Raw genomic sequence first — 13,763 nt, forward strand, 5'->3', positions numbered from 1 at the left:
GGCGGGGTGAGTGACAGCGACACCGCCCCCCGCCGGGGCGAGCTCCGGATCTACCTCGGCGCCGCGCCGGGCGTCGGGAAGACGTACGCGATGCTCGGCGAGGCGCACCGGCGGCGGGAGCGAGGCACCGATGTGGTCGTGGCCGTGGTGGAGACCCACGGCCGCGCCCGCACCGCGGCGCAGATCGGTGATCTGGAGCTCGTCCCGCCGCGGCTCGTCGAATACCGGGGCACCCGGATGGGGGAGCTGGACGTCGACGCGGTGCTGCGCAGGCGCCCGGCGCTCGTCCTCGTCGACGAGCTCGCGCACACCAACACCCCGGGCAGCCGCAACGAGAAGCGGTGGCAGGACGTCGAGGAACTGCTCGCCGCGGGCATCGACGTGCTCTCCACCGTGAACGTCCAGCACCTCGAATCGTTGAACGACGTGGTGCAGCAGATCACCGGGGTCGTGCAGCGGGAGACGCTTCCCGACGCGGTGGTGCGCGGCGCCACCCAGGTCGAGCTGGTGGACATCACTCCGGAGGCGTTGCGGCGCAGGCTGTCCCACGGGAACGTGTACGCGGCGGAGAAGGTCGACGCGGCGTTGAGTAACTACTTCCGGCGCGGAAACCTCACCGCGCTGCGGGAACTGGCGCTGCTCTGGGTCGCCGACCAGGTGGACGCCGCGCTCGCGAAGTATCGCGCGGAGAACGCGATCACCGATACCTGGGAGGCCAGGGAACGAGTGGTTGTCGCGGTCACCGGCGGTCCGGAGTCCGACACCCTGATCCGCAGGGCCAGCCGGATCGCGTCGAAGGCCAGCGCCGAACTGATGGTCGTGCACGTGGTCCGCGGTGACGGACTGGCCGGGGTGTCGGCGGCGGAGATGGGGAAGGTACGCCGGCTCGCCGCGAGCATCGGTGCCACCCTGCACAGCGTCGTCGGCGACGACGTCCCCGCCACCCTGCTCGACTTCGCCCGCTCCGCGAACGCGACGCAGCTGGTGCTCGGCACCTCGCGTCGGTCCCGGTGGGCGCGGATCGTCGACGAGGGCATCGGCGCCACCGTCGTCCAACGGTCCGGCGGGATCGACGTGCACATGGTCACCCACGGCGAGACAACGCCGTCCCGCCGCTGGCTGGCGGGGGGCTCCCGACCGCGCCGCGCGGTGTCGTGGATCGCGGCGCTGCTCGTCCCGTCGGCCGCGGCCTTGCTGATGTGGGCGGTGAACACCCGATTCGAGGTCGGTGGCGAGAGCGCACTGTTCTTCATCGTGGTGCTCGTCGTCGCGCTGCTCGGCGGTGTCGCGCCGGCGGTGCTGTCGGCGTTGATCTCCGGGTTGCTGCTGAATTACTTCTTCACGCCACCGCTGCGCAGCTTCACGATCGCCGAACCCGACAACTTCATCACCACCGTGGTGCTGCTGGTCGTCGCGGTCGCGGTCGCGGTGCTCGTCGACGAGGCCGCGAAGCGGGCTCGCGAGGCGCGCCGGGCGTCGCAGGAGGCGGAACTGCTTGCGCTGTTCGCCGGCTCCGTCCTCCGCGGCGCCGACCTGCCTGCGCTGCTGGGGAAGGTGCGGGAAACCTACGGGCAGCGGGCGGTCGCCGTCCTGCACCGCACGAGCGGCGTCGTCAGCGCGGTCGGGGACGAGCCGCCCTGCGGGATTGAGGACGCGGACACCGTCTGCGAGGTCGACGAGTACGCGTTGGTGCTCCGCGGCGCCGAGGTCGCCGCCAGGGACCGGCGGGTGCTCACCGCAGTCGCGAATCAGGCGGTCGGGCTGATCCGGCAGGAACAGTTGGCCGCCGAGGCCAGTGCGGCACGGGCGCTGGCCGAGGCCGATCGGTTGCGCAGGGCACTGCTCGCTGCGGTGAGCCACGACCTGCGCACCCCGCTGGCCGCGGTGAAGGCCGCGGTGTCGAGCCTGCGCAGCGACGACGTCGAGTTCTCGCCCGAGGACACCGCGGAACTGCTTGCCACGGTGGAGGAGTCGACCGATCAGCTGACCAACCTCGTCGGCAACCTGCTCGACTCGTCGCGGCTCGCGGCCGGGGTGGTGCGCCCGGCGCTGCGCCCGGTGTACCTCGACGAGGTGGTGCACCGCGCGCTCGTCGGCGTCGGGGTCGGCACCGCCGTCGGATCCGCACGGACGGTGGGGGACCGGGTGCGGGTCGAGGTCGGCGCGCATGCCGTCATGGCGGACGGCGGCCTGCTGGAACGGGTGGTGGCGAACCTGGTGGACAACGCGTTGCGGTACGCGCCGGACACGGTGGTGCGTATCGGCGCCGCCGCGGTCGCGGACCGGGTGCTGATCACGGTGGCGGACAACGGGCCCGGGATCGCCCGCGGGTCGGAGGAGCAGATGTTCGACTCCTTCCAGCGACTCGGCGATCGGGACACCACCACCGGGGTCGGGCTCGGATTGTCGGTGGTGCGCGGCTTCGTCGACGCGATGGGCGGCAGCGTCACCGCCACCGACACCCCGGGCGGCGGACTGACGATGGTGGTGGATCTTGCGGGAATCGGGAAGGCTGACTGAGTGACACGGATATTGGTGATCGACGACGAACCGCAGATCCTGCGTGCGTTGCGGATCAACCTGAGTGTGCGCGGCTACGAGGTGACCACGGCCGCCAACGGGGCGGCGGCGCTGCGGGCGGCCGCCGAACGGCACCCGGAGGTGATCGTCCTCGACCTCGGCCTGCCGGACATGGACGGCATCGAGGTGCTCGCCGGGCTGCGCGGGTGGACCACCGTTCCGGTGATCGTGCTGTCCGCGCGGACCGATTCGTCGGACAAGGTGGCCGCGCTCGACGCGGGCGCCGACGACTACGTCACCAAGCCGTTTGGCATGGACGAGTTCCTGGCCCGGCTGCGTGCGGCGGTCCGGCGCGGCACCGCGGCCGCGGACGTCGGCGTCCCGGTCGTCGTCACCGACTCGTTCACGGTGGACCTGGCCGCGAAGAAGGTGACCAAGGGGGACCGGGAGGTCCACCTGACGCCGACCGAGTGGGGCATGCTTGAGATGCTGGTGCGCAACAAGGGCAAGCTCGTCGGGCAGAAGGAACTGCTGCGCGAGGTGTGGGGCCCGGCGTATGCGACCGAAACGCACTACCTGCGCGTGTATCTCGCGCAACTTCGCCGCAAACTCGAGGACGACCCGTCCACTCCCCGCCATCTGATCACCGAACCGGGGATGGGCTATCGGTTCCAGGAATGAGGGGACGGGTCCGCGTCCGGGCCAGGGACGGCAATGGCAGGATTGGGCCATGACCGACCAGAGCCCCGAGACCGCCCCCGCCGCGACCGACTTGTGGGTCGAGCGCACCGGCACCCGCCGCTACACCGGCCGCAGCTCACGTGGCGCGGAGGTGCTGATCGGCTCCGAGTCGGTCGAGGGCGTGTTCACGCCGGGCGAGCTGCTGAAGATCGCGCTCGCGGCGTGCAGCGGGATGAGCTCCGATCTGCCGCTCTCGCGCAGGCTCGGCGACAACTACGACGCCACGGTGCGGGTTTCCGGCGCCGCCGACCGGGAGAACGAGGTGTACCCGGTGCTCGAGGAGGTGCTCGAGCTCGATCTCAGCGAACTCGACGCGGAGGCCCAGCAGCGGCTGATCACCGTCGTCGAGAAGTCGATCGACAAGGTCTGCACGGTCGGTCGCACGCTGAAAAGCGGCACCGTCGTTCGGCTTTCGATTGAAACCGATTCGTGATCTGATGGGCGCCATGACTCTGTCCCGCGTTGCGATGGTCGGCGCGGTGGTCGCCGGCGTGGTCGCCGGTGCACCACTGGCCGCCGCACAGCCCGCCCCGGTCACGCCGACCCCGGTCACGCCGTCGCCCACTCCGACGCCGTCGTCCGCACCGACGAGCACGCTGCCGATCCCGCAGGTGCAGCTGCCCGAGTTGGAGGTGGAACTCCCCGCCCTGCCGCCGCTTCCGTCGTTGCCCGCGCTGCCGCAGCTGCCCGGTGCGCCTGCCGCGACCACCACCGCCGCGGCCCCGACAACGACCACGGCGCCGCAGTCGACGGCCGTGCCCGCGCCCGCTGTCGCGTCCACCCCCGCCGCCCCCGCCGCGGCACCCGCCTGCACGCCGTGGACGGTCGACACCGTCGCGAGCGGATTCGGGGTCCTGGAGAACCTGGCGTTCGACGGGGGACGGATGCTGCTGTCGGAGAGCCCGGCCCTCGGCGAGGGCGCGATCCGCACGCTGACGCCCAAGGGCGACAAGGGCACGCTGGTGTCCGGCGTCGCGTCGCCCGGCGGACTCGTCGTCGACGGCGATCGGGTGGTGTTCACCACCGGCAACAACGTGATGGCCGGCCTCTACAACGGAACCAACGGCACCGTCGAGTCGGTGAGCCTGGACGGCGCGGACCGCACCACCCTCGCCGAGGGGCTGACGATGCCGAACGGCCTCGCCATACTGGCCGACGGCGACCTCCTCGTCACCCAGGCCCTCGGCAACGACCCGGGCCTGATCCGGATCCCGGAGGGGGAGACGGACGCCGAACGGGTCCGCACGGACGTCGGCTCCGCGAACGGCCTCGTCACGGCCGGTTCACGGGTATATGTCGGCAACACCTTCGACAAGCGCACCGAGATCCACGTCCTCGACGCCGCGGACCTGACCGGTGACGCCACCACGTTCACCCTGCCGGGGAACGGCCACACCAACGCGGGTGACGACCTGACCGTCGACTCCGACGGCCGGATCTACATGGCGCTGGGTGGCGCTGGCACGGTGGTGCGTCTCGACCCCGCGACCGGGGACACCTGCGAGCTCGCGTCCGGGTTGCCGCTCACCTCGTCCGTCCGGTTCGGCGAGGGCGAGGGCTGGGACGCGACGTCGCTGTACACCACCGGTTTCGACGGCACCGTGCACCGTCTCACGCCGGCACCCTGAGAGTGGACGGCGTGGACGCGCAGCGGGTCCGGCTGACGGCCTGGGTGCACGGCACTGTGCAGGGTGTCGGCTTCCGGTGGTGGACCCGCTCGCGTGCACTCGAACTGGGCCTGGTCGGGCACGCGACCAACCGCCCCGACGGCCGGGTCCTGGTGATCGCCGAGGGCTCGCGGCGGGACTGCGAGCGGCTGCTGGACCTGCTGACCTCGGGCTCGACGCCCGGCGTCGTCGACCTGGTCGTCGAGAGCTGGTCGGACGCGGCCGGGAACCTGGTCGGATTCGTCGAGCGCTGACCCGGCCGTCCGCTGCGGCGGCGGTCGGGGGTGCCGCGCGGGCCGCGGGGCCCGGTGGCCTAGGGTCGGCTGCGGACACCGACACACGAGGGGGAGGGGTCGATGGGACCCGACGAGCAGGACCCGCGCACCGGCGCCGGTGACGACGGCGAGGCCCGGCCCGCTGCGGGACGCATCCGCCGTCAGGACCCGGGAACGACCACGCCGCGCCCGCCGACCGTCGGCGAGGCCCGCGCCCGCGACAAGGCCCGCCGCGCCCGCGAGGAGCAGGACAGGTTGGCCGCCGAGCAGGCGGAGAAGGACGAAGCGAAGCGTCGGACCCGGCGCAAGGCGATGATCGGCGGCGTCGCCGTCGTCGGCATCGTCGGGTTGGTCGCGCTCGGCTACTCGGTGCTCTCATCGGACGAGGTCGAGGCCACCTGCATCGACCCCGACACCGAGGTCGTCGTCGACGAGTCCTACTGCACCACGGGCACACCCGGCTCCGGTTCGTCGGCGGGGATGTTCATCTACGCCGGGTCGACCTACCGCTACTACTACGGCGGGAAGAGCGGACCGGTCGGCACCAAGGTGTCCGGCGGCACCGTCGTCACCCCGAAGGGAACCACCATCAAGACCAAGTCCGGCACCACGGTCCAGCGCGGCGGGTTCGGTAGCAAGAGCTCCGGAAGCGTCGGCACCTGATGCGCCGCGTCCGCAGCACCCCGCGGCCGGGCTGGCGGGAAACCGTCGCCGCGCAGGGCATGGTGTTCGGCACGCCCGCCCGGATGGCGGACGGCACCGACCGGCCCTACTGGGACGAATCCGTGCACTACGAGTTCGACATGGACGAGATCCTCGCGCTGGAGGCGGACGTCGAACTGCTGCACTCGATGTGCCTGAAGGCCGTCGACCACGTCATCCTCACCGAGCGGTACCGCGACTTCGGGCTGCCGGAGTGGACGTGGGAACCGATCGCTGAATCCTGGCGCCGCGGCGACCCGCACGTGTACGGCCGTTTCGACCTCCGGTACGACGCGCGGCGCCCGGCGAAGCTGCTCGAGTACAACGCGGACACCCCGACGACGCTGTTGGAGGCGTCGATCCTGCAGTGGCACTGGCTGACCGACACCCACCCCGGCGACGATCAGTGGAACTCCCTGCACGAGAAGCTGGTTGCGCGCTGGGCCGAGATCCGTTCCCAGCTTCCCAGTGCCGAACTGCATCTCGCGTGGTCGAGCGCCGACCTCAGCGGCGAGGACAATGTCACCGTCGCCTACATGCAGGAATGCGCCGCCGAGGCGGGGCTGGACACCGTCGCCCTCGCGATCGAGGAGGTCGGCTTCGACGCCGACCTGCACCGGTTCGTCGACCTCGAGGAGGCGCCGATCTCCAGCCTGTTCAAGCTGTATCCGTGGGAGTGGATCCTCGACGACGAGTTCGGAAGGCGCGCACTCGAACTCCTGCCGGAGACGCTGTGGGTGGAGCCGCTGTGGAAGGCGATCCTGAGCAACAAGGCGATCCTCGCCGTGCTGTGGGAGATGTACCCCGGGCACCCGAACCTGCTGCCCGCCTACCTCGACGACCCGCACGAGCTGACCGAGTACGTGCGCAAGCCGAAGCTCGGCCGCGAGGGTGCCAACGTGTCGATCGTCGGTGCGGGCATGGACACCGCGACCGGCGGCATCTACGGGGAGGAGGGGTTCGTGTATCAGTTGCTCGACCCGCTCCCCGCATTCGACGGGATGCGGCCCGCGCTCGGCGCGTGGATCGTCGGTGACGAGGCGGCCGGGCTCGGCATCCGGGAGACCGCGGGCCTGGTCACCGATGACGGCGCCGCCTTCGTGCCGCACCGCATCCCGCAGCCCTGACCCAGGAAGTACCTCACCCACCCGATGAACGGAGTACCTCGATGACCACTGCGGTGGTAGCCCTCGGCAGCGACTACTGGTCCACCCTCGGCCGCGGGGTGTCCGCGATCGTGCTGTACGCGATCCTCGGCCTCGCCCTGATGGTGCTCGGCTTCTTCGCGATCGACTGGACCACCCCAGGCAAGCTCCGCGACCTGGTGCGGGCGGGCAGGCCGAACGCGGCGGTCGTGACCGCGTCCGGGATGGTGAGCATGGCGCTCATCATCGTGCTCGCGATCTACGCCTCGTCCGGCAAGCTCGTCGAGGGCCTGATCTACAGCGCCGTGTTCGGGCTCGTCGGCATCGCCGCCCAGGTCATCTCGGTTCGCCTTGTTGAGCTCGTCACCGCCATCGACATCGGTGAGGTGCTCGACCGGGAGCGGTTCACACCGGAGGTCCTCGTCGTCGCCGCCGCCCACGTGGCGCTCGGCCTGATCGTGGCGTTCGCCATTCTCTGACCCCGCCGCCCTGCAGTGAACGGGGGTTCATGTGTCAAGTCCGGACGCCGGATGACACATGAACCCCCGTTCAACGTTTCGGGGAGTTGGGGAGTCCGCGGTCGATGGTGTCGCCGTCGAAGAACGCGGGCTCGCGGCGCCGGCACCACCACATCAGTGGCAGGCCGATCGCCATCGAACCGACCCCGATCAGGAACACCCCGCCGACCTGCCAGTGCGGCGCGAACGGCAGCGTCCAGTACGTCTCGCCGTAGTCCGCGGCAAACGAGGTCACGGCCGTCCACGCCGCGGCAAACACCAGCATCGCCCCGCCCGCCAGCGGAAGGAGCACCCGCATCCACCGCTCGCGGCCACCGGCCCGCAGGTCGGCGCGGTACAGCCAGGCGCAGGCCAGGCCCGTCATCCCGTAGTAGAAGCCGACCGCGATACCGATCGCGGCGACGGAGTCGTAGATCAGGTCGCCCGCGGCGAGGAAGTTGAACACCACGTAGAGGACGGCGGACACCCCGCCCATCGCGAGGGTCGACACCGTCGGGGTCCGGAACCGCGGGTGCACGGTCGCGAAGGTCGCGGGCAGCGCCTTGAACACGCCCATCGCCAGGGTGGTCCGCGCGGTCGGCAGGATCGTCGTCTGCGTCGAGGCGACCGCCGAGGTGAGGATCATCAGCAGCAGCACGTGCACGGCGAACACCCCGAGCGGTCCGTCCCCGAACACCGCGGTGCCGAGCGCGGCGAAGAAGTCGTCGAAGTGGTCGGGGTTGGCGAGTCCGGTGCCCTCGGCCGACACGCCAGCAAAGGACTGCGCGGCGATCGTCACCAGCACGTACAGCGCGACTAGGACGATCGTGGAGATGACCGCGGACCGGCCGGGGGTGCGCCGGGAGTCCACGGTCTCCTCGTTGACCGAGACCACCGAGTCCCAGCCCCAGTAGATGAACACCATCAGCAGGATTGCGTTGACGAAGGTGGAGAACGAGCCGATCTCGAACGGGTTGAACCAGCTCCACTGCGGTGTCATCGAGGCCTCCCCGGCGCGGCCGATCCAGACCCGGACCAGGGCCACCGCCGCGAACACGACGAGCGCGACGAACTCGACCGTCAGCAGCACCGACTGGATCCGGGCGGACAGTTCGATCCCGCGGAAGCACAGCCACGTCATCGCGAGCATGAACGCGACACCCAGGACCAGCACCGCGACGTGGGTCGGGTCGTGTCCGATGCCGTCCGCGCCGAACAGCAGGAACGTGTACTGGCCCGCCACCTGCGCCATGCTCGCCATCACCAGGACATCAGCGACGACGATGGCCCAGCCTGCCATCCAGCCCCAGGCCGGCCCGAACGCCCGGGTCGCCCACACGAACGTGGTGCCGCAGTCGGGGTCGGCGCGGTTGAGTTGCTGATACCCGAACGCCGCGAACAGGATCGGAACGAACGCCAGCAGCGCGACGATCGGCGCCTGCAACCCGACCGCAGCGACCATCAGCCCCAGGGTCGCGGCGATGCTGTAGGCGGGTCCCGCCGACGCGACCCCGATCGCCACACTCGAGGCGAGGGTCAACGCCCCCGCCCGCAACCCCTTCTCGGGGACGTCCACGTCGCCACGCATTGCGGCCTGCGCCGCACCATCGATCACTGGCGGCAGCCTAGGGCACGGGTGCGGACCGCGGACCCGGTGCCCCCGCCCGGCTCGGCTGGCGCCGGGGCCGTCGACGATGGAGGCTGGGACGGTCCGCCGGTCGCCGGCCCCGGGTCGGCCCGCTGTCGATGCAACCCCCGAGGAGCAGCGATGAGCACGATCACCACCAACCAGCCGCTCGGCACCCCCACCTGGATCGATCTTGGAATCCCCGACCTGGATCGCGCGATGTCGTTCTACGGCGCGGTCCTCGGCTGGGAGTTCGACGTCGGTCCCGAGGAATACGGCCGGTACACGATGTGCCTGGTCGGAGGGAAGAAGGTCGCGGCGATGATGCCGAACCCGGATCCAGCCGCGTCGGACTTCTGGTGGAGCGTGTATCTGGCGACGGACGACCTCGACACCACCGTCGCGCGCTGCCGGGACCACGGCGGCGAGCTGCTGGTGGACCCGATGGACGTGATGGACCAGGGGCGGATGGCGATCGTCCGCGACCCGTCCGGCGCGCAGGTCGGGCTGTGGCAGGGGCGGGCGCACGTCGGCTGCGAACTGGTGAACGAGGCGGGCGCACTGCTGCGCAACGACCTGGTGACCCCCGACCCCGGCGCCGCCCGCGACTTCTACGCCGCGGTGTTCGACTTCACCCTGGACGGGAACGAGGACATGCCGGACATGGACTTCACCTTCCTGCGCAGGCCCGACGGACACGAGATCGGCGGCATCGCCGGCGACCCGAGCGCCGCCACCTCGGCGTGGGGCACGCTGTTCCAGGTCGACGACGCGGACGCGGCGGTCGCGGCGGCGCGGGCCTGCGGTGGGACCGCGGAGGACGCCGCGGACATGATCTACGGCCGGATCGCCGAGATCACCGACCCGTTCGGCGCCCGATTCACCGTCGGTTGCCCGCACGGGTAGCCCGCGGTCCTGGCGCGGGGTGGCGGAATCGGTCGGTGTGGTGCCGTAATCTCATCGGCTGTGCATCTCAAGAGTCTGACGCTGAAAGGATTCAAGTCCTTCGCCTCCGCGACGACTCTGCGTTTCGAGCCGGGCATCACCTGCGTCGTCGGACCGAACGGGTCCGGCAAGTCGAACATTCTCGACGCGTTGACCTGGGTGATGGGCGAGCAGGGCGCCAAGGCGTTGCGCGGCGGCAAGATGGAGGACGTCATCTTCGCCGGCACCAGCGGCCGGGCCGCGCTCGGCCGTGCCGAGGTGACCTTGACGATCGACAACAGCGACGGCGCCCTCCCGATCGAGTACTCGGAGGTGTCCGTCACCCGGCGGATGTTCCGCGACGGCGCGGGCGAGTACGAGATCAACGGCACCTCCTGCCGGTTGATGGACGTGCAGGAACTGTTGTCCGATTCCGGAATCGGCAGGGAGATGCACGTCATCGTCGGGCAGGGCCGCCTCGCGGCGATCCTGGAGTCCCGGCCCGAGGACCGCCGCGCGTTCATCGAGGAGGCCGCGGGCGTCCTCAAGCACCGCAAACGCAAGGAAAAGGCGGTCCGCAAGCTCGACTCGATGCAGGCCAACCTGGCCCGGCTGACCGACCTGACCACCGAACTGCGGCGCCAGCTCAAACCGCTCGGCAGGCAGGCCGAGGTGGCACGCCGCGCGCAGACCGTGCAGGCCGACCTGCGCGACGCCCGGCTCCGGCTCGCGGCCGACGATCTGGTGACCCGGCGCACCGAGCTGGCCTCGCAGTCCGAGAACGAGGCCATCGCCAGGGCCCAACAGGAGCACGTGCAGGGCGACCTGGAGGAGGCGAGCACCGAACTCGGCGCCCACGAGCAGGCCCTTGCCCGGCTCACCCCCGGCGCGGAGGCCGCCGCGCAGACCTGGTTCCAGCTGTCCGCGCTCGCCGAGCGGGTCGGCGCCACCGTCCGGATCGCGACCGAACGGGCCCGGCACCTCGACGAGGATCCGGTGGCGCATCGGGGCCAGGACCCCGATCAGCTGGACGAGCAGGCCGAGCGGGTCGCCGCCGAGGAGCTGGAACTGCAGGAGGCCGTGGAGATCGCGCGCGCCACCCTCGACGCCGCGCAGGACACCCTCGCCGAGTACGAGGAGGCGGCGGCCGATGCCGAACGCGCCCACATGGCGGCGGTGCGTGCGGTCGCCGACCGGCGTGAGGGCCTGGCCCGGCTGACCGGCCAGGTGGACACGCTGCGCACCCGCGCCGACTCGGTGGACGCCGAGGTGGCCCGCCTGACACTCGCGATCGACGACGCCCGCGCCCGCGGGGACGCCGCACAGGCGGAGTTCGAGTCCGTGCAGGAGCGGGTCGACGAACTCGACGCGGGCGAACTCGGGCTGGACTCGCACCACGAGCGGTCCGTCGCGGCGCTCGAGTCGGCGACGGCGCGGGTCACCGAACTGCAGGACGCCGAGCGCGCCTCGGGTCAGGAGGTCGCGTCGCTGCGCGCCCGGATCGAGGCGCTCGCGATCGGCCTGCAGCAGAAGGACGGCGCAGCGTGGCTGCTCGAGAACCGGTCCGGCGACGGCCTCATCGGTCCGCTGGCCGGGCAGGTGCGGATCGCCGCGGGCTACGAGGCGGCGATCGCCGCGGCGCTCGGTCCGGCGGCCGACGCGGTGGCCGCCGAATCCCTCGACGCGGCGCACGCGGCCGTCGACGCACTCGAGCGGGCCGACGGCGGTCGGGCAGCCCTCGTCGTCACGCACACCCCGGCGCCCGGCGGCGACCCGACCCCGCCGTCTGCCGCCCGAGCCGCGCTCGACCTGGTCGAGCACCCGGCGTCGCTGCGCGGCGCGCTCACCGCGCTGCTCGGAGCGGTGCTGGTCGTCGACGACATCGCGACGGCTACGGATGTCGTTGCCGCGCACCCGCGGTGGCGGGCGGTCACTCGGACCGGCGACCTCGTCGGTGCGGGCTGGGTGATCGGCGGATCGGACCGCAGGCCGTCGACCCTTGAGGTGCAGTCGGCCATTGACGCCTCGACGGCGTCGCTCGCCGATGCCGAGCGGCGATCCGAGGAACTGACCGCCGCGCTGGCCGGCGCCCGCGCAGAGCACGGGGATCGCGCCGAGACCGCCGAGCATGCCCTCGCCGCGCTGCACGAATCCGATGCGGCGATGTCCGCGATCTACGAGCAGCTCGGCCGCCTCGGGCAGGTGGCCCGCGCCGCGCACGCCGAGTCGGATCGGCTCGCCGCGCAGCGTGCCGCCGCCGAATCCGGTCGGGAGGACGCGATCGCGTCCCTGCGGGACCTCGAGGAGCGGTTGACGCTCGCCCAGCAGGAGCAGTCCGGCGGGCCGGGCGCCAACACCGTGATCGACAGCAGCGAACGGGAGGCGGCGTCCGCGGCGCTTGCGGAGGTGCGGGCGGTGGAGGTCGAGTCCCGCCTGTCCCTGCGGACCGCGGAGGAACGAGCGGAATCCGTTCGCGGCAAGGCGGATTCGCTGCGTCGCGCGGCCAGGGCCGAACGGGAGGCGCGGGCGCGCGCCGAACGGGCGATGGCGGCACGGAAGAACGCCGCCGCCGTCGCGGCTGCCGTCGCCGCATCCGGTGTGAAGGTCGCCGCGCATCTCGACACCGTCGTCGCCGCCGCCCTTGCCCATCGCGACGACCTGACCCGTCAACGGGCCGAGCGCGCCACGCAGGTCGAGGCGGTCAAGGAACGGGTCCGGCAGTTGACCGCGCAGCTGACCGCGCTCACCGATGCCGTGCACCGGGACGAGGTGGCCCGCGCGCAGGCCGCGACCCGCATCGAACAGCTCGAGGCCGCGATCTCCGAACAGCACGCCATCGGCCTCGACGACCTGGTCGCCGAGTACGGTCCCGACGTGCCGCTGCCGCCGCCCGAGCTCGAGATCGCCGAGTACGAGCAGGCGAAGGAGCGGGGCGAGCAGGTGGTCGCGCCGGCACCGATGCCCTACGACCGCGCCACTCAGGAACGGCGGGCCAAGCGCGCCGAGAAGGACCTCGCCACCCTCGGTCGAGTGAACCCGCTCGCGCTCGAGGAGTTCGCCGCGCTCGAGGAGCGGTACAACTTCCTGTCCACACAGCTTGAGGACGTCAAGACGGCCCGCAAGGACCTGCTCGGTGTCGTCGCCGACGTCGACGCCCGCATCCTGCAGGTGTTCACCGACGCCTGGGTGGACGTCGAGCGCGAGTTCGTGCAGGTGTTCGGGACGCTGTTCCCCGGCGGGGAGGGCCGTCTGCTGCTCACCGACCCGGGCGACATGCTCACCACCGGCATCGAGGTCGAGGCCCGTCCCCCCGGCAAGAAGGTCAAGCGCCTGTCCCTGCTCTCGGGTGGCGAGAAGTCCCTGACCGCGGTCGCGATGCTGGTCGCGATCTTCCGGGCTCGGCCGTCGCCGTTCTACGTGATGGACGAGGTGGAGGCGGCGCTCGACGACACCAACCTGCGGAGGCTGATCAGCCTGTTCGAGCAGCTGCGGGAGAAGTCGCAGCTGATCGTCATCACGCACCAGAAGCCGACGATGGAGATCGCCGACGCGCTCTACGGTGTCAGCATGCGCGGCGACGGCATCACGCAGGTGATTTCGCAGCGGCTGCGCGGCCAGAATGTCGCCGAACCCGCCCCGGTCGCCGACTAGCCACCGCCCCCCTT

The 13,763-nt window shown here is 71.4% G+C and carries 11 protein-coding genes; 10 read left to right on the forward strand and 1 reads right to left on the reverse strand.

The window, feature by feature from the left end; all coding sequences use genetic code 11:
* Positions 1 to 6: 6 nt before the first annotated feature.
* From ACFWQG_RS05660 to ACFWQG_RS05695, 8 genes are all read left to right on the forward strand, one after another.
* On the forward strand, positions 7 to 2,520 hold the full coding sequence (locus tag ACFWQG_RS05660; protein WP_378506601.1) for a DUF4118 domain-containing protein: 2,514 nt from the start codon (positions 7 to 9) through the stop codon (positions 2,518 to 2,520).
* A complete protein-coding gene (locus tag ACFWQG_RS05665; RefSeq protein WP_378506602.1) occupies positions 2,521 to 3,201 on the forward strand; it encodes a response regulator in 681 nt (226 codons plus the stop codon).
* Positions 3,202 to 3,250: 49 nt separating this feature from the next.
* The gene (locus ACFWQG_RS05670) at positions 3,251 to 3,694 is read left to right on the forward strand and encodes an OsmC family protein (RefSeq protein WP_378506603.1); all 444 of its coding nucleotides are present in this window, start codon (positions 3,251 to 3,253) and stop codon (positions 3,692 to 3,694) included.
* 13 nt (positions 3,695 to 3,707) lie between these two features.
* A complete protein-coding gene (locus tag ACFWQG_RS05675; protein WP_378506604.1) occupies positions 3,708 to 4,889 on the forward strand; it encodes an SMP-30/gluconolactonase/LRE family protein in 1,182 nt (393 codons plus the stop codon).
* Between the two features lie 11 nt (positions 4,890 to 4,900).
* On the forward strand, positions 4,901 to 5,182 hold the full coding sequence (locus ACFWQG_RS05680) for an acylphosphatase (protein ID WP_378506605.1): 282 nt from the start codon (positions 4,901 to 4,903) through the stop codon (positions 5,180 to 5,182).
* A 174-nt stretch (positions 5,183 to 5,356) separates the two neighbouring features.
* Positions 5,357 to 5,866, forward strand: coding sequence for a hypothetical protein (locus tag ACFWQG_RS05685; protein WP_378506748.1), 510 nt, complete (start codon positions 5,357 to 5,359; stop codon positions 5,864 to 5,866).
* On the forward strand, positions 5,866 to 7,032 hold the full coding sequence (locus ACFWQG_RS05690; RefSeq protein WP_378506606.1) for a glutathionylspermidine synthase family protein: 1,167 nt from the start codon (positions 5,866 to 5,868) through the stop codon (positions 7,030 to 7,032). Before ACFWQG_RS05685 ends, ACFWQG_RS05690 begins: the two co-directional genes overlap by 1 nt.
* Before the next feature lie 41 nt (positions 7,033 to 7,073).
* Entirely contained in the window at positions 7,074 to 7,529 is a 456-nt protein-coding gene (locus ACFWQG_RS05695; protein ID WP_378506607.1) for a DUF350 domain-containing protein, read from the forward strand.
* A gap of 70 nt (positions 7,530 to 7,599) precedes the next feature.
* Here ACFWQG_RS05695 and ACFWQG_RS05700 read toward each other — a convergent pair whose 3' ends face one another.
* A complete protein-coding gene (locus ACFWQG_RS05700; RefSeq protein ID WP_378506608.1) occupies positions 7,600 to 9,162 on the reverse strand; it encodes an APC family permease in 1,563 nt (520 codons plus the stop codon).
* A gap of 153 nt (positions 9,163 to 9,315) precedes the next feature.
* Here ACFWQG_RS05700 and ACFWQG_RS05705 point away from each other — a divergent pair, with 153 nt between their 5' ends.
* Both ACFWQG_RS05705 and smc read left to right on the forward strand, forming a co-directional pair.
* Positions 9,316 to 10,080: a VOC family protein gene (locus ACFWQG_RS05705; RefSeq protein ID WP_378506609.1), complete on the forward strand. Its 765-nt coding sequence runs from the start codon at positions 9,316 to 9,318 to the stop codon at positions 10,078 to 10,080.
* 60 nt (positions 10,081 to 10,140) lie between these two features.
* On the forward strand, positions 10,141 to 13,749 hold the full coding sequence (smc, locus tag ACFWQG_RS05710; protein WP_378506610.1) for a chromosome segregation protein SMC: 3,609 nt from the start codon (positions 10,141 to 10,143) through the stop codon (positions 13,747 to 13,749).
* Positions 13,750 to 13,763: the final 14 nt, after the last annotated feature.

It is taken from the genome of Rhodococcus sp. NPDC058532, assembly GCF_042719255.1.
GTDB lineage: Bacteria > Actinomycetota > Actinomycetes > Mycobacteriales > Mycobacteriaceae > Rhodococcus_G.

Excerpts from the sequence above, each read along its gene's own strand:
- ACFWQG_RS05705 (WP_378506609.1), top strand. The coding sequence starts at position 9,316 with ATGAGCACGATCACCACCAACCAGCCGCTCGGCACCCCCACCTGGATC.
- ACFWQG_RS05695 (WP_378506607.1), top strand. The coding sequence starts at position 7,074 with ATGACCACTGCGGTGGTAGCCCTCGGCAGCGACTACTGGTCCACCCTC.
- ACFWQG_RS05690 (WP_378506606.1), top strand. The coding sequence starts at position 5,866 with ATGCGCCGCGTCCGCAGCACCCCGCGGCCGGGCTGGCGGGAAACCGTC.
- ACFWQG_RS05675 (WP_378506604.1), top strand. The coding sequence starts at position 3,708 with ATGACTCTGTCCCGCGTTGCGATGGTCGGCGCGGTGGTCGCCGGCGTG.
- ACFWQG_RS05670 (WP_378506603.1), top strand. The coding sequence starts at position 3,251 with ATGACCGACCAGAGCCCCGAGACCGCCCCCGCCGCGACCGACTTGTGG.